Here is a 19,937-nt window from a genome sequence, read left to right on the forward strand (position 1 = left end):
GTGATCTGGCAGTTACATAACTGCTAGATCACCAGCTTTTCATGTAACTCGGGAACATATTCCCATTTCCAGCGCTTATGGCTCCATAAATAGTTGGAAGGATGCTCCCGTACGCTGTCTTCAATATAGCTGATCATTTTACGGGTTATCTCACCTTCAGGAAGACTGCGCGGCTCCGTGGTCAGCAGCTCCATATGTGCTTTATAATACCCCCTTTTCTTGCCAGGCATGATCTTGCACATGACCACGGCAGTATTATTAAACTTCGCCCCTTTTTCAGGACCTTTTACAAAAGGGGTCATTTTACCAAAGAAAGGAGCCCAGTATGCATTATCCGGCCCGCCAGGGTTTTGATCGCCCACCAGCACCAATGCATATTTATCTCTGGCATAAGGCGTAAACTCCTGCCTGTAACGGGTAGCAGCAATAAGTTTAGTGCCAAACCGCGTTCTTAGTTTTACAAAGATGCGCTCCATAGCTTTCGCCGTGATAGGCATATATACTACCAGGAAAGGACCTTCAACATTGGCAGCATAACTGGCATTGGCAAATTCCCAGTTAAACTGATGCCCAAGGTGTACCTGTATTTTAAAGCCTTTATCACGCAGCTCACGCATGATATCATAATTGCAGACAAAGTGCCTGTTCAACTGCTTTTCGGTTATAGAAAGCAACTTAACCGTCTCAATAAAATTATCAAGAAAACGCTGGTAAAATTCCTTGGCGATCTTTACGCGCTCAGCTTCGGACTTCTCCGGGAAGGCTATTTCCAGGTTATTCATTACTACATCGCGCCGGTAACGGACTACATAGTAAAGAATAAGATAAACTACATCACTCAAAAGATGCAACACCCTGAATGGCAGCAGTGAAAACAGGTATAAAATGGGGTATACTATGTAATACATATTCTAACACAACAAACCACAAAATTAACAGCTATCTCCCATTTAAAGGGTAATATTCTGAAGCAATGCACTTTTAGCCGGATGGTCGGTGTTGAAATGCAACCCACGGCTTTCCTTCCGGAACTGGGCGCCCTTTACTACCAGGTAACCTACGGTGATAAGATTACGAAGCTCACATAACTGGGGCGAAACCTTCGTTGTTTCATACAACTGCTCTGTTTCCTCATAAAGCAGGTCAAGCCGCTTCATTGCCCTTTGTAAACGCACATCGTTACGTACAATACCAACATAATCGCTCATTAATTGCTGTAACTCCTTCAAACTTTGCGTAATAAGGATCATTTCCTTCGGATCGGTAGTACCCGAAGCATTCCAGTCCGGGATAGGCACAACAGGAGCGTTCTCGTTATAGTGTGCTACGGTATGTAAAAAGGCCCTGTGCGCAAATACCATCGCCTCCAGCAAACTATTGCTGGCAAGACGGTTCGCACCGTGCAAACCGGTACTGGCACATTCTCCGCAGGCATACAGGTGCTGTATCGATGTACACGCCCACTCATCTGTTTTAATACCACCACAGCTGTAATGCGCAGCAGGAGCAACAGGAATAAAATGCTGCATAGGGTCAATCCCCAGGCTTAGGCATTTCTCATAAATATTGGGAAAATGATGAATGAACTTCTCCTTATCCATATGCCGGCAGTCGAGCCACACATGCTCCGTACCCGTTCTTTTCATTTCACTGTCTATAGCCCTGGCAACAATATCGCGGGGAGCCAGATCTTTACGCTCATCGTAACGCGGCATAAAGGCTTCGCCTTCTTTATTGCGTAAAATACCGCCATCACCCCTTACCGCCTCCGTGATAAGAAAAGAGGGCGATACACCTGGCTCATATAACGCGGTAGGATGAAACTGGATGAATTCCATGTTCTCGATACGCCCCTTGGCCCTGTATACCATAGCAATACCATCACCCGTGGCAATACGCGGATTGGTAGTGGTACGGTAAACCTGGCCGCAACCACCGGACGCCAGCAACGTGGCATTCGCGGCAATCTTTTCTATCTGATTGGTACGCAGGTTCAGCACATATACACCATAACAGGTGATATCCTGCGTCGATTTGGTGACAAGATAACCCATATGATGCTGCGTGATAAGATCTACTACAAAACAGTGATTTACCAGCTCTATATTGGGCGTGGTCATGAGCGTTTCAAGCAACGCCCGCTCCATTTCTTTCCCCGTAACATCTTTATGATGCAGGATCCGGTGCTCACTATGCCCGCCTTCCATACCCAGGGCATAATTACCCTTGGCATCTTTATCGAAACGCGCACCGTATTCTATCAGCTCTTTGATACGCTCAGGACCCTCCTTTACAACAATCTCTACCGCACGTGGGTTGCAAAGCCCGTCGCCTGCTATAAGGGTATCTTCAATATGTTTTTCAAAACTATCCCTCGCTGCATCCCACACGCCTGCTACCCCGCCCTGCGCATACTTCGTATTCGTTTCGTCGGCCTGCGTTTTTGTAATAACAATTACTTTCTTGGTAGGATATTGTCTGGCGACTTTAATAGCATACGTAAGTCCTGCTATACCTGAACCGATCACGAGAAAATCTGTCTGCATCATGGTAATAGAACAAATAGTGAATGGGGATGCAAGTTAACAGTTATATCATGATGTTGTTTCTACCCAGGCGCCGTTTTCTTTCAGCAGATCTATCAATTCACCTACTGCTACGTCGCTGTCAACATTACGTTTCACCACATCCTTGCCTTTATAAAGCGTTATCTTACCCGGCCCGCTGCCAACATAACCAAAATCGGCGTCAGCCATCTCACCCGGACCATTTACAATACATCCCATAATAGCGATCTTAACCCCCTTAAGGTGGTTGGTTACCGCCCGGATCTTTGCAGTCGTCTCCTGCAAATCAAACAAGGTTCTGCCACACGATGGGCATGAAATATATTCGGTCTTGGAGATACGCGTACGCGTAGCCTGTAGTATGGAAAAAGAAGTAGAGTTGAGGAAACGATGGTTATTGTCGATAGCAATATAGTTCCTCCCGCTCACCTTTGTATTGTGCATTTTTGCAGGATCGTTCATCAGCCATATACCATCCCCCATACCATCGAGCAGTAAAGCGCCCGTATCGGTAGAGAATTGGATCAACTGCTCATCAGCAGTAGCGCCTTTACTTTCAGCACAAAGAATAACCGGTGTTTTTATCTGGTGTTCCATCAGGTACACCATGGCGCAACGCACATCGGCCATTACATGTTTGCTGGAAGAGAAAAAGCAGAAAACAGCTGTAGGGTCTGCCGCCGCCGCATCAAAAATGTTCTGCCTTACCACTTTATCTATCGCATGCGTATCGATACCTATGAAGTTAATATGCGGAGAACGTTTTTTGGCGTCAAGATATTCAATGCCCTGGAAAAGCGGGAAACAGTTATCGGCATCCATTTGCTGCCATACATCCGGATTGCAGATCACCTTGATAGTGCCCGGCAAACCAAAATCAATGCGATGATCAGCAGTATAAATATAATCTGCAGCGCCATCGCTGATATTCCATTTATCCGTAGGTGCATCGTACGTGTAACCTATTGCCTGCAGGTCTTCAGGCTTGATCGCCTGCTTTTGCATAAAATCCGCCACAACAACCGGGACCTGCTGCGCGCCTATATTCGACACCGCATTCGTAACTCTGCGCTTGTACTGAAAAGGAGAATAAGGCAAACTGGTAATGGCAGGCGGCGTTGCCTTTAAACTGCCGATGCCAAATGGCTTACGCTCTCTGCCATGATAACGGCTTACAAGATCTTTACAAACCGGGATCTCAAACTCAGGATCTTCGGTTAAACTAACCCGGATAGTATCGCCTATACCATCTTCAAGCAGGGTACCAATGCCAATAGCCGATTTTATACGGCCATCTTCACCATCGCCGGCTTCTGTTACACCAAGATGAAGCGGATATATCTCACCAAATTCCTGGTCCATTTGCTGCACCAGCAACCTGTAAGCCTGAACCATCACCTGCGGGTTGCTCGACTTCATACTCAACACAATGTTATGGTAGGCTTCGTCCCTGGCAATACGCAGAAACTCCATAGCGCTTTCCACCATCCCCATAGGCGTATCGCCGTAACGGCTCATGATCCGGTCGCTTAAACTGCCGTGATTGGTGCCAATACGCATCGCAGTACCATATTCCTTACAGATCTTTACCAACGGCGTGAACCGGGTTCTGATGCGCTCTATCTCCTCCACATAGTCTGCGTCCGTATATTCTATCAGCTCAAATCTCTTTTTGTCGACATAGTTCCCCGGGTTAACACGCACCTTTTCCACAATGCGCGCTGCCACTTCGGCAGCATTGGGAGTAAAATGAATATCGGCCACCAATGGCACACTATATCCCCTTTTGTGCAACTCATCTTTAATAACCTGCAGATTTTCAGCCTCCTTTTTGCTTGGAGCCGTAATACGTACCAGTTCTGCCCCTGCTTCTATGCAACGGATGGTTTGTTCCACTGTACCAATCGTATCCATCGTGTCGGTGGTTGTCATGGTTTGCACACGTACAGGATGAAAATTCCCCAAAAGAAGTCCCCCTACATTCACCTCGCGCGTTTTCAGCCGGCTGTAAGAAGTTAGTGAGTTACAATATAAATGCATAGCTTTTATTCTGCGACAAAAATAAACATTAAAGAACACGGGTTTTTCCTAATTTTAAGTGTAAACTTTTCCGCACAATGATCCCGGTTTCACCAACCGGTTCCTCATAACTTTGTTTTATGAAAAGACTAGCCTACCAGTCAGGCGGAAATCCTCCTTATCAAAAGCAACAATCCCGTAAGGCGGTAGACGATTTACCTTATGTAAGCACGCATTCCCATATAAGAGTGCGCAAATACTGGCGCTATATTTTCCTGGGAGTAGTGCTGCTCGCAAAGGTTTTTCTCATTCTATCCATCTATTATTACGTAGAATACCGGCATTCTCAAAAACAACAACAGCAAATACTGGCTCCCGCAGCAGCTGCCAGCAACAAACTATTTCGTTAAAGAAAACATAATGAATCTTTACTAAAATTTTCTGGCAAGGTTATTGAAATGATATAGATGTTTTTTAAGGGTTTAGGGTTGAAAATATTGCCTGGGTTTCTACCCGGGCTTTCTTTTTTAAATACATTACTATGAAAAGGCTCAAGATAATATCCGCGGAAGACTTAAACAGCCTGGAATCAGCTGTAAACCAATGGCTTTCAGACAATAAAAACATTACCGTTCTTTCAGCCGATCTTAAAATGGCTCCGGGCAACAAGCATGTGTACCATTTGCTTTATACAACTGGCCCAACAGAAGAGGAAGGAAAATTACACGCACTGGCAGTAGTGGAACCGGGCTCGGTTGTTACTACAGAGGCAGGTGCCGTTGTAGAAGTGATCACAGAAGCTTCAGCTCCTGAAAAAAATTAAGCCGGCAATGCCGGCTTTTCTTTTTACCAATCTTTTTTATTCTGATTAGGAGTGGATCGTCCTTTCTGGATCTGTCGCTGCAATTGCTTTTCATTATCCCGCAGCTGTCCCAGCATTTCTTCCGCCTGGCTTTGGTTCAGCTTCGAATTGGTTTTCTCCTGCTGGGGCTTCGGCTGCTGCTTCTGCGGTTGAGGCTGCTGGTTTTGCTTCTGATCCTGCTTTTGCTGCTGTTGTTGCCTTAGCTCATTCATCGCCTTCTGCAGGTTTTCTCTTGCCTGCTCATCGTCCGGCGCCAAACGTAAAGCCTGCTTGAAAGCATCTATCGCCATCTGCAGTTTGTTGTCTTTGGCAAGCGCCAGCCCCTTATTATAATAGGCCTTGGCCTTTGTTGCCGTATCAACAGATTTACCGCCACCCACGTCATTGAACATCGCTGCGGCATCTTCCCCTTTCTTTTGCTTCTCCATGGCATTGCCAAGATTGAACTTGGCAGCAACATTTCCCGGTTCCTTCAACAACGCCTTGCGATAATACAATTCAGCATTGGCATAATCCCCCTTCCTGTACAGATCGTTTCCTTTCTTTACAGAAGCGTCTCCCGACTGCGCATACGATGGCAGCGAAATGGCGGAGCATAAAAGCAACACGCCTGTCAGTTGTTTTATTGTCTTTACCATCTTTTTTTTACTTCAGGGATGAACAATTCAGCAATCAGCAACAGCACTACAAAAGCCAGCAGGTAAGGAAAGATCGAAGCATATCCCGATCCGCCCGTCCCCGATAAAAACGCCTTTTTTTCCATGGTGCTCAAACTGCCGGCAACATCCAATGCGGTATTGGCAGCATTCTCCAGGTTGTGGTAAGTACCACCACTCTTGGCCGCCAGGTCGCTTAATTCCTTTTCATTCAGCTTCGTTACCACCATATGGCCATTTTCGTCACGTTTGTAATCGAAAGTGCCAGGCTCTTTAATAGGAGCCCCTTCGGTAGTACCTACACCTATTGTATGCAAAATCACGCCATGTTCGTTCAACTGGCGTAAAATTTCATGAGCTTTGGGATCATGGTCCTCCCCATCGGAGATGAGTACCACGGCCTTGTATTTCTTTTGCTTGGTATCCAATGAGTTATCACATAACTCAAGCGCGTCGCCAATAACGGTTCCCTGAACAGGCACCGCATTGGGGTTTGCATTTGAAACAAATAATTTCGCCGCTTCCGGGTCCGATGTCAATGGCATCTGCAGGTAAGCCTTGCCCGCAAAAAGCACCAGGCCTACCCGGTTGTCGCCTAACTTATTGATAAGCAAATTGGTGAACTGCCGCGCTTTCTCCAGGCGTGAAGGCTTTACATCTTCGCTAAGCATACTCTTACTCACGTCAAGCGCTATCATAACATCGATACCAGCCTTCTTTTCCTTATCATCTTCGGACGACGGTACCCGCACATTCGCAAACGCCAGCACACCAACGCCTATGGCCAGTATTACCACAACAAATTTCAGTACATATTGCCTCGGTGAATAATTCTGCGTCAGCAGATCGATAAGATGCGCATCTCCCAGTTTCTTCTTTACCCCTTTCTTCCAGCGCAGCACCAGCAGAAACAATATCACCAGTGGAATGATAACTGTAAGCCCAAGTAAATAATCCGTTCGTTCAACTGAAAAATGCATGCTGGTAAAGTAAGTGTGACGAAATTAACCTATTTTTTCCCTTGCATGAACCCCCTATTTGTAAGGATTGACATGAGTAGCTTTTTACGTATTTCTATCATTGGCGCATCATGATCGCCTTCTACATTCAGTACGAAAAAATAAGGATGTTTATTTTCTTCTATCCATCCAACGATCCATCCCAGCGATCTGCCATTTTCACGAAAACCCAGCCCGGTTTTATAGGCAAGTGTATAATTAGCATTCTTCTCACGGATCATCACCTCTTTCACAACATCCTGGGTACTCTTTTTATGGAAAGGTAACTGGTTGAAATACAGTTTTTTCACAAGTCCCATTTGTTCGTCAGCCGTCACCTTCACCGAATTATCGATCCAGAACGAATCTACATGCTGGATCACGGGACGGCCATAACGGCGGCCATAGCCAAGACTGTCGAGCCATAACTGCATGGTATCTTTTCCTATGCGGCGGGCAACCTCCTGGTAATAAGGCAGGGCCGACACTTTAAAGGCTTCCTCCATGGTCAGGTCTTTATTCCAGTCTTTCGCGGTATCGCCACCGGGGAAAATATGCACTTTGCCATCCCAGGGTATTACCATATCCTTTCCGGAAATGGCCCCTGTTTCCAGGCCAATCAGGGAGTTTACTATTTTGAAGGTAGAAGCCGGCAGGTAGGCCGAGTCTTTGAATCGCGGCAGGTTATATACCAGGAAATTGTTCTGCCCGTTATCGTACAATCCAAAGCTTCCTGTAACCTTGGCACTGTCGAAATAGGCGCCTATACTATTATCTACTGTAACGTTATTGGGAGTACAGGAAAAAAGATATCCCAGAACTATAAGCCAGGACAATTGAAGAAGCTGTTTCATGGAGCCAAAAGTAAGAAAATAGATGGTAGTGGTACTACCATCTATTTTCCGGCTGGCTATTTCAATACACCCAGCGCTTTACCAACTTTGGTAAACGCCGCGATGGCTTTGTCGAGATGCGCCTGCTCATGTGCAGCGCTAAGCTGAACACGTATACGCGCCTTGTCTTTAGGCACCACAGGGAAAAAGAAGCCAATGACATAAACCCCCTCCTCGAGCAGCTGGGCCGCAAAGTTCTGCGCCACTACTGCATCGTATAACATAATAGGTACAATCGGGTGGTCGCCGGGTTTAATATCGAAACCGGCAGCCGTCATCTTTTCACGGAAATATTTGGTATTATATTCCAGCTTGTCACGCAGGGTAGTAGCTTTTGACAACATGTCGAGCACCGCAATAGAAGCCCCCACGATACTTGGCGCTACTGTATTGGAGAACAGGTAAGGCCTTGAACGCTGACGTAACATTTCAATGATCTCCTTTTTACCGCTGGTAAAACCACCTGAAGCGCCGCCAAGCGCTTTGCCAAGTGTGCCGGTAATAATATCGATACGCCCCATTACATTCCTGTATTCATGCGTACCGCGACCGGTTTTACCAAGGAAGCCGGAAGAATGACATTCATCGATCATCACAATAGCATCATATTTATCGGCAAGATCACAGATCTTGTCAAGCTGGGCAATGGTGCCATCCATGCTGAAAGAACCGTCGGTTACAATGATCCTGCTGCGAAGCTGGCTGGTTTCCTTCAGCTTCTCCTCCAGGTCTTCCATATTGTTATGCTTGTAACGGAAACGCTGCGCTTTACAAAGGCGAACGCCATCTATAATAGACGCATGGTTCAGTTCATCGCTGATGATGGCATCCTGCTCATTGAAAAGTGGTTCAAAAACACCACCGTTGGCGTCAAAGGCAGCTGCATATAAAATAGTATCTTCCGTACCCAGGAACGTAGCAATTTTCTGCTCCAGCTCTTTATGAATATCCTGCGTGCCGCAGATAAACCGGACACTGCTCATTCCATAACCATGCGTATCAATGGCTTTATGAGCAGCTTCTATTACCGCCGGATGCGAAGAAAGCCCCAGGTAGTTGTTGGCGCAAAAGTTAAGTACCGTTTTACCATTAACAACAATTTCAGGTCCCTGCTCGCTGGTGATCACCCTTTCTTTCTTAAAAAGTCCGGCCTGCTCTATTTCCAGCAGTTCCTGTCCTATACGTTTTATAAATTTTTCGTTCATATGCATTATTTAAGGCAAGCGCAAAGGTAGGGGAAGCCTCCCTTAACTAACAAGCATAAGCAGAATAAAAACTTAGGACAAAACAGGGGTACCCTACCCGTGAAAACACGGGTAAAGCCCAGTGAATAAGCACTTTACAGCGTTAATGATTTGTAAAAAGACGCTAAAAGATTTTTTTCACCTTGACGAGTAACTTTATGACGAGTATATTCGTATTACCTGAAACAGTTCAGATTTATGAAACCACATCATCAATCAATTGTAACCTTAGAGAGCAGGGCCTCATCAAACAAACAGGGAAAAACCTTTAAGTCCTCCCCTGTACTTATCTTATCGGCCTGTGCCGCTGTTATCGGCGGTGTTGGTTATTATGTGCAAAGCAGTTTGCCTGCAGTAGGGGCTTACAAGCCCGCGACACAGCAAACAGCTCCCCAGGTCGACAGACCGGCAGCCGTTGGGCATATGATCTGGGAATCGGCAACACGACTTATAATATCCGCTCAACAATAGTCCCCCGCCTTCCGGGGGATTTTTTTTCTCCAATGGTGTAACCTTTATTTCTTTGCTTCGTATTACATGCAAAGCCTCATTAAACCAGGAGCAAGTATCGCTGTTTATGACTGAACTAGAGTATAACGAATGTGTGAACCTGTATGCAGACAATGTCTACAGGTTTATCGTTAAGAATATCAGGCATTCGGAAGACGCCCGCGATATTGTGCAAACCGCATTTGAAAAAATGTGGCGCACCCGGGAAACAGTTGAAACAGAAAAAGCGAAATCCTTCCTGTTTACAGTGGCCTATAACCAAATGATCGACCACCTGCGGAAAACAAAACGCGTATCATTGCAGGATTCTTTTACAACCGATACCCGCTCTCTTCATCAACCCGCTCACCGGGCAAAGCAAACATTACATGAAGCCATCAGCCGGCTCAATGAAATGCAACGCAGCCTGGTAATGCTGAAAGACTATGAAGGCTATACCTATGAAGAGATCGGAAAGATCACCGGCCTCAATGAAAGTCAGGTAAAAGTGTATTTACATCGCGCCCGCCTGGCATTGAAAAATTATCTGGTAAGTCCTGAAAATGTGTTGTGATATGATGTTGAACAGAGATAATTATGAAATGTATTTCCTGCTGTATATCGATAACGAGCTGGATGCGGCTCAGCGCGCGGAAGTGGAAAGCTTTATTCAACAGCACCCCGACCTTGCCATAGAGCTCGCAGACCTGCAAAACACATTATTGACAGAAGATACTCCTTCCGTTTTCCCCGATAAAGCAATGCTTTACCGCCAGGCCGGTAAGGAAACTGACCTCCTGTTATATATCGATAACGAACTGAACACGGCAGAAAAAACAAACCTGGAAAAAGAACTGCAACTTTCTCCGGCATTGCAACACCAGTTGCAGCAATTGCAACAGGCTGTTCTGCCTCATGAAAATATCGTCTTTGAACACAAAGAAGATCTTTACCGGTACCAAAGAAGGCGTATTATTCCCATCTCGCCCTTTGTAAGACGTACGCTTACTGCTGCGGCAGTGATGGCAGCCGTAGCAATAACCGGATGGTGGTTATTCCATAACAGTAATGCAGATGTAGCGCAACCTGGTCAGGCGTTCAATAAACCGTCTGACATCGCCACGCCATTTGCTCCGGCGCCAGGGCCAGGGTTACAGGGCAGTAAAAATGCGTCTGAAGCCTCCCAGCCAGCGGCGGCGCAACCTGAAGCAACTGCTTCGGACCGGAAAGAGCGCGAACAAGGCCGTACTCAAGTACAACAGCCCACTGCTCCCACCGTTGCCGGGGTACACAAGTCTGCCGCAACTGCCACCGGGCAGAAGCCGGCTTCTGCCGCAACCCCGGCCGCTCCCCTTATAGCCGGCATTGCAGGAAACGACAGAAACAAGCCACAGCCTGCCGGCACACCAACAGTAACAGCAGCGATAGCTAATACAGGCAACGCTGTATCACAGCCTTCCCGCGCAGCTGTACAGGCCAACATCAAACCGGGGCAGGAAGCTTCGCTCATTGTAACGCCGGCAGCAACAGGCGGACAACCAGCAGCTGCAGCAGGTAACCTGATCGCTAAATCAACATCACCCCGCTCAGTTACACCGGGAAACCATGACGCCACAGATAATACAGAACTGCCCGAACGGTCGGCAGGCACATTGGCGGCAACACCGCATAACACAACAGCTGCAGGCACACTGGCCGCGATGCCACATAACACAACAGCTACTGGCGCAACAGTGAAACCAGCTGTTTATACCGAACTCGACGTAACAGAAGAAAATGAACCTCTTTATATAGGAAACCTGGAATTAAATAAAAATAAACTAGCGGGAATATTCAAACGTGCCGGCCGCCTCTTCGGAAAACAAGGCCGGTAATACAGAACAAAACCTTTAGAAAAATCAGCACTCATTATGAACAAACTAATTCTACTAACCCTGGCGCTATGCGCCGGAGCAGCCGCCTATAGTCAGGAAGACAGCAGCAGGCAATCCACAACCGATACTGTTAAGGCAGGCAACTTTATCATTATCAAGAAAAAGAAGACCAACCCGGAAGGCGGGGCCGACAGGTCTACACAGGTAAAGTTCGACGTGAAAAAGCGCTACAGCAACCGCAATAGTAATATCTCCACCAACTGGTTCATTTTTGACCTGGGATTTGCCAACTGGCGGGATAAGACAGATTATAACGGCCCTGCCTTTACCGGGCAGCGTTCCCCCGATGGCTATATCAGGAATATCCCTTACACCGGCAAATCCGATAACCCGGTGAACAAAAGCAGCTTCAACCTGCGTAATGCAAAATCATCGAACGTAAATATCTGGCTGTTCATGCAGAAATGGCATATGATTAAAAAGGTGGTGAACCTGAAATACGGCCTGGGACTGGAGATGTATAACTACAGGTTCGATTCGGACATCAGTTTCCGTAATACGCCACAGCCCTATGCGTTCATGGACTCTGTTTCATTTACAAAGAACAAATTATACGCTGGTTATATCACCGTTCCCCTGTTGCTGAACTTCACCCCTTCGGGAAGCTCCCGCCGTGGCATCACTTTCAGTGCAGGTGTAAGCGCAGGTTATCTTGTTGGCAGCAGGAACAAACAAATCAGCGCCAACCGTGGCAAACAAAAGACAAAGGGAAATCTTGAAATGGAGCCCTGGCGTCTTGCGGCAATAGGTGAAATTGGCCTTGGCCCTGTACGGCTGTACGGCAGCTATAGCCTCAACAGCCTGCAAAAGAAAGCCGAAACAGGCCTCGAACAATATCCTTATGCAGTAGGTGTGAGGTTTAGCACCTTCTAATTCCGGTGCTTTAAGCCCTGTGTTACCATACGGGCTTTAGAAATTACTTTTTTTCTCATGTACATATAGTAACTGAGTCGTGCCGGGTCTCCGGCACGTTTTTTATTATAAATGCCAATCACAACATAATCCGGGAAGTATTTTTTACGTTCTAACCTCAAACTACCGTATTAAATATGAAAAATTGGCACAGACTCGCCTTTCTGCTCCTTCTTTTCTTTGCCTGTACTTCTTTCTTTCACCGCAACTACCTGGCGGGTGGTTATTACATCGTTATCGACAAAAGCGACTACGAACTAAGTGTGTACGATAAGGAAGGATGGCTTGTAACCTATCCTGTCGTTTTCGGCAGCAGCGATCAGAGCGACAAACGTTACCAGGGCGACAAACGTACCCCCGAAGGCAGCTTTACCATTGCCAGCAAACGCCCCCATTCCAAATGGGACCGGATGATGTTACTTAACTACCCCACACCAAATGATATTGCCGTTTTTAACGAACGGAAACGCCAGGGAAGCATTCCCGCTAACGCCCGCCTGGGCGGCGGCATTGGCATTCACGGCACCTGGCCCAATCAGGATTTTACTGTCGACCATTTTCAGAACTGGACTGAAGGTTGTATCAGCATGAAGAACATTCATGTTGAACAACTGTACAAGATCATTGAAGTAGGAACGCAGGTGACTATAAGGAAATAGAAAATGAAGCGCTGTTTACAGCAACAGATCCATTAAAGGAATTCCCCGCAAAGTGTGGATCACATATTCGTGATGAATCTTTTTCGTAAGATCCCGCCCGGATGTTTTTTTAGCAAACAGGAATTTCAGCAGCCTTTTTAACTGGTATTAAGGATGCTCTTAGGAAGCTTTTGAGAAGCTTTAAGGATGCTTTGTCTAATTTATTTAGCATTACGCGCCAAAGAATAAAATTGCTAAAAAAAAGCGGCCTGCCCCTTTTAAAAAAAGAGGCTGACCATTGCTTTAAGTGTCCCTGTAAAGTTTACACTTTTAAGGGGCACTTCAGCTTTTGGTCAGCCGTATTAAAATTATCCTGGTCCACAGCTTTCAAGATAGCCTTATCCGATCGTTTCAGAGCGGAAATAAGGCTGGAGCGCCTGGGGAATGCGGATAGCGCCATCGGCCTGCTGATGATTTTCGAGCAGGCAGGCCATGATCCTGGGTAATGCCAGGGAACTGCCGTTAAGGGTATGTGCAAGCTGCATTTTGCCATTACTGTCTTTGTAACGGCATTTGAGCCTGTTAGCCTGGTAGGTTTCGAAATTACTTACGCTGCTCACTTCCAGCCAGCGCTGCTGCGCGGCGCTGTATACTTCAAAATCGTAGGTAAGCGCACTGGTAAAGCTCATATCGCCACCACAGAGGCGGAGGATACGATAAGGCAACTCCAGCTTGTTGAGTAAAGCCTCTACATGTGCTACCATCTGATCAAGCGCCTCATAGCTTTTTTCACGGGCTACCACCTGAACAATTTCTACCTTCTCGAATTGGTGAAGACGGTTAAGACCACGAACGTCTTTACCATAACTACCTGCTTCCCGACGGAAACAGGGGGAATACGCCGTCATTTTTACCGGAAGCTCTTCCTCTTTCAGGATCACATCGCGGTAGATATTGGTCAATGGCACCTCAGAAGTAGGGATCAGGTACAGGTTGTCTTCATTCACGAAGTACATCTGTCCTTCTTTGTCGGGCAGCTGGCCGGTACCATAGGCAGAATCTTCATTTACCACGAAAGGCGGGATATGTTCCACATAACCGGCATCGGTATTGGTATCGAGGAAGAACTGGATAAGAGAACGCTGTAGTTTTGCGCCTTTGCCTATATATACAGGAAAGCCGCTGCCTGTTATTTTATTACCGAGTTCAAAATCGATGAGATTGTATTTTTTTGCCAGGTCCCAGTGCGCCAATGCGCCTTCGGGAAGCGATGGCATAGCGCCACCTTCACGTACCACCACATTTTCTTCGGGTGTTTTTCCCGGAGGAACGATATCGGCAGGCAGATTCGGCAGCTGTACGAGTGTGTCGTGCAGCTCTTTTTCCACTGCCGTCATTTTCTCTTCCAGTGGCTTCAGCTGGGGATTTAACTGGGCTACTTCCGACTTCAGGGCTTCAGCTTCTTCTTTTTTACCCTGGCCCATCAGTTTTCCAATATCCTTGGAGGCCGCGTTCACTTTGGCCTTTATTTGATCAAATTCGGCTTGAATTCTTTTCCTTTCGTCATCCAATGCAATGATCGAATCCACCAGCTCGGGTTGTTTGAAGTACTTCACTGCAAGCTTTTGCTTTACTTCCTCCCTGCTTTCGCGTAATACGGTCACTTGTAACATAATCGTTCAGTTTGAGGCAAAGATAACTGAGTGCGTGAATAATAGGAACAGCTAACTTTGTGTAATGGCAATGACATCTGATGATTTACAGCAACGCTGGTGGAACCTGGAAGCCAAACTGGTGGAACGCTTCGGCAAAAAGCCGGACATGGACGCTATCTTATTTCTTATAGGCATCCAGGAAACCAACTTTATCTCGAAAAAAATTACAAAGGAACAGAAGCAGGACCTCATGCATGTTGCCGTTTGTACCATACTAAGTGCAGGCGATTTTTATGCTCCCGAGGGCAAAGATGAAGACGGCTGGCCTCATTTCCGCCAGCTCAAAGCATTACCCGACCTGTCTCTTCCCGAGCAGGAAAACTTCCTGAAAGACTATATTTTATTCTATTTCGAACAATCCGGCTTTTAGCCGGTTGGTGGCCGTTACTTGTTGCTTTTATTTTTTTAACCAATATTTGCAACACTAAATATATAAACCATGAATTTTCCTGGAGATCTGAAATACACAAAAGACCATGAATGGGTGAAGCTGGTAGACGGTAATACTGCACTCGTTGGTATCACCGACTTTGCGCAGGGCGAGTTGGGCGACATTGTGTATGTTGACATTACCTCTGTTGGTAAAAGCTTAGGGGCTGAAGAAGTATTTGGAACCGTAGAAGCAGTAAAAACTGTAAGTGATCTGTTCTTACCCATAGCTGCTACCATCGAAGAAGTGAATCCCATCCTGGAAAAACAGCCCGAACTCGTAAACAGCGATCCTTACGGCGAAGGCTGGATGGTGAAGCTCACCGTTAATAATATCGCCGATCTCGACGGATTGCTTTCTGCTGAAGATTACGGCAAACTGGTAGGCTAACAGTAAAACAGCCCAACTCCGTACACCAACTATTTTAGCCCCTATGGCGGAATTCACGAAGCTTGAAGAAAACGAATTGGTGATGCTGTTAAAGCGGCGTCACCAATCCGCTTTTGAATACCTGTACGATAACTATGCAGGTGCATTAAACACCGTTATCTTATCTGTTATTCCCGACCGGGAACTCGCTAACGACATTCTCCAGGAGGTTTTTGTAAAAATCTGGCGGCAAATAGACACCTACGACGAAAGCCGTGGCCGTTTATTTACCTGGATGACCAATATTGCCCGAAACGCTTCTATTGATATGGTACGAAGTAAAGGCTACCGGTACCAGCAACAAAACCGGGAATTAACGGACTCCGTATATCAATCGGGCGAAAGCTCAACCCAAATTCCTATAGAACGAATAGGACTTCGTAAATTAGTTCATCAGTTGAAACCGGACTATAAAGAGCTCGTCGAGTTATCCTATTTCCAGGGTTTTACACAGGAAGAGATCTCTAAAATGCTTGGTATTCCGCTGGGAACTGTAAAAACAAGGTTAAGGGCAGCTTTGATCCAATTAAAACAATTAGTTAAATCGTAGTGGATATACAGGCATACATACAGAGCGGTATTATCGAAAGTTATGTCCTCGGGCTTGCCAGCCACGAGGAAACTGAAGAATTACTCCGGCTGGCCAGTGAGCACCCGGCCGTTCAAAAAGCTATCCTTGCAGCAGAAGCTGCTTTTGAAAGAAACGCCATCGCCAATGCCATTACCCCGGGTAATGACATTAGGAATAACCTGCTGTCGGCTTTGCAGCAGGATTTTACAGCCAGCGCGCCGCCAGACGAAGACTTTGCTCCAAGGCAGTCTTCTCTTACAAGCATTAAGACAGGTTCTTCCAAACCTGTAGTCAAAGCTTCCATCTGGAAAGCAATGGCTGCTGCTGCCATCATCCTGCTTGTAGTGAGCGCTGCAATTAATTTCTACCTCTATAATCATTATCGTTCATCGCACGATAAGTACGTTGCCCTGCTGGCCGAAAAAAACAGCCTGCAGGCATCTGTAGACATCACCCAGGCCCGCTTTCAGCAGATGAATGAAAGTATGAGCCTTATGGCCGATCCTGCCATGGCGCTGGTAAAAATGCCGGGAGTAGCGGGTAAGGAATCAAATCTTGCAACCGTTTACTGGAATAGCCAAACCAAAGAAGTTTACCTGCTTCAAAATCATTTGCCCCAGGTTCCCGCCGGTAAACAATACCAGCTGTGGGCAATCGTAAACGGCAAACCTGTTGATGCCGGTATGGTTGCAACAACATGTACAGGCCTCTGTAAAATGAAAACCATTCCAACGGCACAGGCTTTTGCCATTACACTTGAAAACCAGGGTGGCAGCCCTGTTCCGGGTCCCGATATGTTTGTTCTTGGTAAAGTATGATTTCCTGATTAACGTGTATCAGCTCCGGCTGGGGTTCCAGCCGCATTTATTTTCGATAAATATAACAGGTAGTTCTTCTGCAGCCTGCTATATTTGTTGCAAATGCATACTTAGTGAAACAGTTACTCAGAAATTTTCTGCCGGCAATTTTGTTCTTCATTCTTTCTGTGGTATTGTTAACCCTGCCCGGCAATGATCTGCCTGCAACAGGATTCTTTAACCAGATACCTTATTTCGACAAATGGGTGCATATTGGCATGTTTGCCATACTTACCTACCTGTTTGGTGCAGCACTCTATAAAAGCTTCAACTATAACCGCCGTTTATTGCTATTGACTGTAGCAGCAGGCATTATCTATGGCGTTGCAATGGAGTTTGTTCAGAAATACTGGACCACCGGAAGATCGTTCGACATTACAGATATTATTGCGGATACCGCAGGCTGTGTACTGGCATACCTGACTTTACGTATACGGTTCAGAAAGTCATTATCACAGAACCCTGTATAAAAAAGATTGGCCCCCGTTGAAACAGGGGCCGCAACCAAAACTAACTGCTTATGAGAAAATTGACTACTTGCTTTGTAATAATATTTGCAAACAGAATGCCAGAAAAAAAACCACTTGTTAAAACTTTCTAAAGATCTCCTCTCACTTTATGCTCTGACTACCGTTTGTTTACTATACAAAATTGCAACTAAGTTTAATAAAAAAATGTTAACTGAACCTAAGAATTTGTTAACTGTTACGGCATCACTTTAGCGTTCAAAAAGTCGTACTGCTGCAACATTCTTAACTGCTTGGATCCTGCCAGGTTCTGTAACTGCAGCAAATGATTTTCGTGGTGCATATCGGTGCCGCAATAATCGTATAAGTGTTCCTCAATCAACCAGTTACTAACAGCCTGCACCTGTCTTCCGTAATGCCCGATCTGCGCCAGCAAGTTCAGTTGTAACATTACTCCCATGTCTTTCAGCTTGCGGAAAACATCCTTTCTGTCGTGGTAATAAGCATAACGTTCGGGATGCGCCAATACCGGCTGATAACCTGCTGTCTGTATTTTAAAGAAGATATCAAATACCCTGAATGGCTCGGCATAGAACGACAGTTCAACCAGCACCTGGTTCTCCCTGATCACGAGTAAAGGTTCTTCCTGGAGCAATTGGAGAAAAAAATCATCAATATAATATTCGGCTGCCGCGCGAACGCTGATATCAATCCCCTTTGCTTCCAGTGCTTTATTTAGCTGATTTAAGCCCCAGGATATCGTTTCTCTTGTGTTCTGGAAATGTCCCCATTTGATATGCGGGGTAGTAACAATATTGCGGAAACCAAGTTTCTGTAATTGTTCTATGAACCGGATACTGTCTTCAAGCGTTTTGGCCCCATCGTCAATACCAGGTATCAGGTGTGAATGTATGTCGGTACCAAGGAAGGCAAATGCTTGCTCCTGTACGATATCTATATTTTGTTCCTGGCTTCTGCTCTTAAAGATATTAAACAACATGGCATTTGCGTTTAAGGGGGCTAAGGGGTGTTTGTTTTATTGTAACAATAAAGTTAGGAAGAATATCGACTGTATTGCCCCCTTATTTCAAGGGACTGCATGCCGCGCCATCATGATGCATACCGGGAATGGGCCAGGAGGAGATGAAAGGGACATTAAGGTTAAGACCGCGCAATAAAAGTATAGCGCCTGCCAGTAAGGCAATACAAGGAGCTACTTTACGGATAAGGTTGCGTGCGGGAATACTGATGGCATAGCCAAGCAACGACAATCCGGCCATAGCCGGCACTGTACCCAGGCCATACATTGCCATGAATACCAGCCCTTTAAAACTATCTCCCCACATGAAAGCCCCTGTAGCGGCTATGTACACCAATCCACATGGTAACAGTCCGTTGGCAATACCCAGCAGGTAAATACCCGGCAGCTGCCGTTGTTTCATGCAATAGTTCATCAGCTGATAAACAGGCTTGAACAGCTGCTGTATATAAGGCAGCCGGTAATGTTTGCCGCTGGTGACAGATAATAAAGAAATAACGATCATCACAATGCCGGCAATGATCGCTATCCATTGCTGGATACCTGGCACCAGCACAGTTCTTCCCAGCCAGCCAAACAAAATACCCAGCAACAGGTAAGAGGTTATTCTGCCTCCGTTGTATAACAGCACACCCGCTGTCCGCCGGGGGCCTGATAAATGATGCAATGGCAACGCCATTGCAAGAGGACCGCACATACCTATGCAGTGGGCGCTGCTTACCAGGCCCAGCATGAATGCAGGTATGATCACGGCCAGGAACATTAATTTATGTTTATTGGTTTCTCCACATAGTAGGTACTATCATCGGCCTGCCAGCTTAATTTAACCTGGTAGGCGCCCTGTGCCAGCAATCGCTTGCTCACCAGCTGCACCAACTGGTTGCCCTGCGTATCGAGCTTTAAAGGCAATTTCAGATCCTTTGAAGCATCGCTGCCGCAATAAAACAATAACTCGCCTGTAAGTGTTCTGGCTTTCAGTTCTGAAGGCATCACAACCGTTACAAAGCTGCTATCCTGCGTTAATGTTACAGCGCTTAGCTGCGCTGCATTACGGGCGCCATCAATCTTCTGCTGGAAGCGCAATTCTTCCTTATAGTAATCCTTGGTTACCAGCTCAAAATTGGTGTGCATCGATTTATATACCAGTGTGCCTATCAGCGCAGCGAATGCAACGAACACCAGTACCAATTTGTTTCCCCAGCTCATGATCTTCGTTT

The 19,937-nt window shown here is 46.2% G+C and carries 23 protein-coding genes; 12 read left to right on the forward strand and 11 right to left on the reverse strand.

The window, feature by feature from the left end:
* Positions 1-23: 23 nt before the first annotated feature.
* Genes ESB13_RS15215 through ispG form a run of 3 tightly spaced genes read right to left on the reverse strand, consistent with a single transcriptional unit; the run spans position 24 to position 4,607 of the window.
* Complete coding sequence (locus ESB13_RS15215) at positions 24-908, reverse strand: lysophospholipid acyltransferase family protein (RefSeq protein ID WP_129004493.1); 885 nt, start codon at positions 906-908, stop codon at positions 24-26.
* Between the two features lie 42 nt (positions 909-950).
* Positions 951-2,549 (reverse strand): L-aspartate oxidase, encoded by a 1,599-nt coding sequence (gene nadB / locus ESB13_RS15220; protein WP_129004494.1) that lies wholly within the window; start codon positions 2,547-2,549, stop codon positions 951-953.
* 45 nt (positions 2,550-2,594) lie between these two features.
* Positions 2,595-4,607 (reverse strand): (E)-4-hydroxy-3-methylbut-2-enyl-diphosphate synthase, encoded by a 2,013-nt coding sequence (gene ispG, locus ESB13_RS15225; RefSeq protein WP_129004495.1) that lies wholly within the window; start codon positions 4,605-4,607, stop codon positions 2,595-2,597.
* A gap of 119 nt (positions 4,608-4,726) precedes the next feature.
* On the opposite strand from ispG, the gene ESB13_RS15230 reads away from it, so the two are divergent.
* Both ESB13_RS15230 and ESB13_RS15235 read left to right on the forward strand, forming a co-directional pair.
* Positions 4,727-4,996 carry a hypothetical protein gene (locus ESB13_RS15230; protein ID WP_129004496.1) on the forward strand — a complete coding sequence of 90 codons (270 nt, stop codon included), beginning with the start codon at positions 4,727-4,729 and terminating at the stop codon, positions 4,994-4,996.
* 131 nt (positions 4,997-5,127) lie between these two features.
* Positions 5,128-5,409: a hypothetical protein gene (locus tag ESB13_RS15235; protein ID WP_129004497.1), complete on the forward strand. Its 282-nt coding sequence runs from the start codon at positions 5,128-5,130 to the stop codon at positions 5,407-5,409.
* Positions 5,410-5,432: 23 nt separating this feature from the next.
* Here the strand turns inward: ESB13_RS15235 and ESB13_RS15240 are convergent, their stop codons facing one another.
* From ESB13_RS15240 to kbl, 4 genes are read right to left on the reverse strand one after another with little or no spacing between them, the layout of a single operon-like run.
* Positions 5,433-6,086, reverse strand: a complete 654-nt coding sequence (locus tag ESB13_RS15240; RefSeq protein WP_129004498.1) for a tetratricopeptide repeat protein — start codon at positions 6,084-6,086, stop codon at positions 5,433-5,435.
* On the reverse strand, positions 6,080-7,084 hold the full coding sequence (locus tag ESB13_RS15245; protein ID WP_129004499.1) for a VWA domain-containing protein: 1,005 nt from the start codon (positions 7,082-7,084) through the stop codon (positions 6,080-6,082). The genes ESB13_RS15240 and ESB13_RS15245 overlap by 7 nt, the downstream gene beginning before the upstream one ends.
* A 29-nt stretch (positions 7,085-7,113) precedes the next feature.
* Entirely contained in the window at positions 7,114-7,956 is an 843-nt protein-coding gene (locus ESB13_RS15250) for a class D beta-lactamase (protein ID WP_129004500.1), read from the reverse strand.
* Positions 7,957-8,012: 56 nt separating this feature from the next.
* Positions 8,013-9,200, reverse strand: coding sequence for a glycine C-acetyltransferase (kbl, locus tag ESB13_RS15255; RefSeq protein WP_129004501.1), 1,188 nt, complete (start codon positions 9,198-9,200; stop codon positions 8,013-8,015).
* 237 nt (positions 9,201-9,437) lie between these two features.
* Between kbl and ESB13_RS15260 the strand changes: the two genes are divergently transcribed.
* The 5 genes from ESB13_RS15260 to ESB13_RS15280 all read left to right on the forward strand — a co-directional run bounded on the left by ESB13_RS15260 (position 9,438) and on the right by ESB13_RS15280 (position 13,233).
* Positions 9,438-9,710 (forward strand): hypothetical protein, encoded by a 273-nt coding sequence (locus ESB13_RS15260; protein ID WP_129004502.1) that lies wholly within the window; start codon positions 9,438-9,440, stop codon positions 9,708-9,710.
* 106 nt (positions 9,711-9,816) lie between these two features.
* Positions 9,817-10,302, forward strand: a complete 486-nt coding sequence (locus tag ESB13_RS15265) for an RNA polymerase sigma factor (protein WP_129004503.1) — start codon at positions 9,817-9,819, stop codon at positions 10,300-10,302.
* Position 10,303: 1 nt separating this feature from the next.
* On the forward strand, positions 10,304-11,602 hold the full coding sequence (locus tag ESB13_RS15270) for a hypothetical protein (protein WP_129004504.1): 1,299 nt from the start codon (positions 10,304-10,306) through the stop codon (positions 11,600-11,602).
* 36 nt (positions 11,603-11,638) lie between these two features.
* On the forward strand, positions 11,639-12,535 hold the full coding sequence (locus ESB13_RS15275) for an outer membrane beta-barrel protein (protein WP_129004505.1): 897 nt from the start codon (positions 11,639-11,641) through the stop codon (positions 12,533-12,535).
* A gap of 176 nt (positions 12,536-12,711) precedes the next feature.
* Positions 12,712-13,233 carry a L,D-transpeptidase family protein gene (locus ESB13_RS15280; RefSeq protein ID WP_129004506.1) on the forward strand — a complete coding sequence of 174 codons (522 nt, stop codon included), beginning with the start codon at positions 12,712-12,714 and terminating at the stop codon, positions 13,231-13,233.
* 377 nt (positions 13,234-13,610) lie between these two features.
* Here ESB13_RS15280 and serS read toward each other — a convergent pair whose 3' ends face one another.
* Complete coding sequence (gene serS / locus ESB13_RS15285; protein ID WP_129004507.1) at positions 13,611-14,885, reverse strand: serine--tRNA ligase; 1,275 nt, start codon at positions 14,883-14,885, stop codon at positions 13,611-13,613.
* A gap of 64 nt (positions 14,886-14,949) precedes the next feature.
* On the opposite strand from serS, the gene ESB13_RS15290 reads away from it, so the two are divergent.
* The 5 genes from ESB13_RS15290 (at position 14,950) to ESB13_RS15310 (ending at position 17,684) form a co-directional block, all read left to right on the forward strand.
* Positions 14,950-15,297, forward strand: coding sequence for a hypothetical protein (locus ESB13_RS15290; protein ID WP_129004508.1), 348 nt, complete (start codon positions 14,950-14,952; stop codon positions 15,295-15,297).
* A gap of 69 nt (positions 15,298-15,366) precedes the next feature.
* On the forward strand, positions 15,367-15,747 hold the full coding sequence (gene gcvH, locus ESB13_RS15295) for a glycine cleavage system protein GcvH (RefSeq protein ID WP_129004509.1): 381 nt from the start codon (positions 15,367-15,369) through the stop codon (positions 15,745-15,747).
* A gap of 43 nt (positions 15,748-15,790) precedes the next feature.
* Positions 15,791-16,336: an RNA polymerase sigma factor gene (locus ESB13_RS15300; RefSeq protein ID WP_246022567.1), complete on the forward strand. Its 546-nt coding sequence runs from the start codon at positions 15,791-15,793 to the stop codon at positions 16,334-16,336.
* Positions 16,336-17,175, forward strand: coding sequence for an anti-sigma factor (locus ESB13_RS15305; RefSeq protein ID WP_164974227.1), 840 nt, complete (start codon positions 16,336-16,338; stop codon positions 17,173-17,175). The genes ESB13_RS15300 and ESB13_RS15305 overlap by 1 nt, the downstream gene beginning before the upstream one ends.
* 113 nt (positions 17,176-17,288) lie before the next feature.
* Entirely contained in the window at positions 17,289-17,684 is a 396-nt protein-coding gene (locus ESB13_RS15310) for a VanZ family protein (protein ID WP_129004511.1), read from the forward strand.
* A 235-nt stretch (positions 17,685-17,919) separates the two neighbouring features.
* On the opposite strand, the gene ESB13_RS15315 is transcribed toward ESB13_RS15310, so the two are convergent.
* The 3 genes from ESB13_RS15315 to ESB13_RS15325 form a co-directional block, all read right to left on the reverse strand.
* Positions 17,920-18,681, reverse strand: a complete 762-nt coding sequence (locus ESB13_RS15315; protein ID WP_129004512.1) for a tyrosine-protein phosphatase — start codon at positions 18,679-18,681, stop codon at positions 17,920-17,922.
* Between the two features lie 82 nt (positions 18,682-18,763).
* On the reverse strand, positions 18,764-19,483 hold the full coding sequence (locus ESB13_RS15320; protein ID WP_129004513.1) for a sulfite exporter TauE/SafE family protein: 720 nt from the start codon (positions 19,481-19,483) through the stop codon (positions 18,764-18,766).
* Positions 19,483-19,926 carry a FixH family protein gene (locus ESB13_RS15325; RefSeq protein WP_129004514.1) on the reverse strand — a complete coding sequence of 148 codons (444 nt, stop codon included), beginning with the start codon at positions 19,924-19,926 and terminating at the stop codon, positions 19,483-19,485. The genes ESB13_RS15320 and ESB13_RS15325 overlap by 1 nt, the downstream gene beginning before the upstream one ends.
* Positions 19,927-19,937: the final 11 nt, after the last annotated feature.

Source organism: Filimonas effusa (assembly GCF_004118675.1).
GTDB lineage: Bacteria > Bacteroidota > Bacteroidia > Chitinophagales > Chitinophagaceae > Filimonas > Filimonas effusa.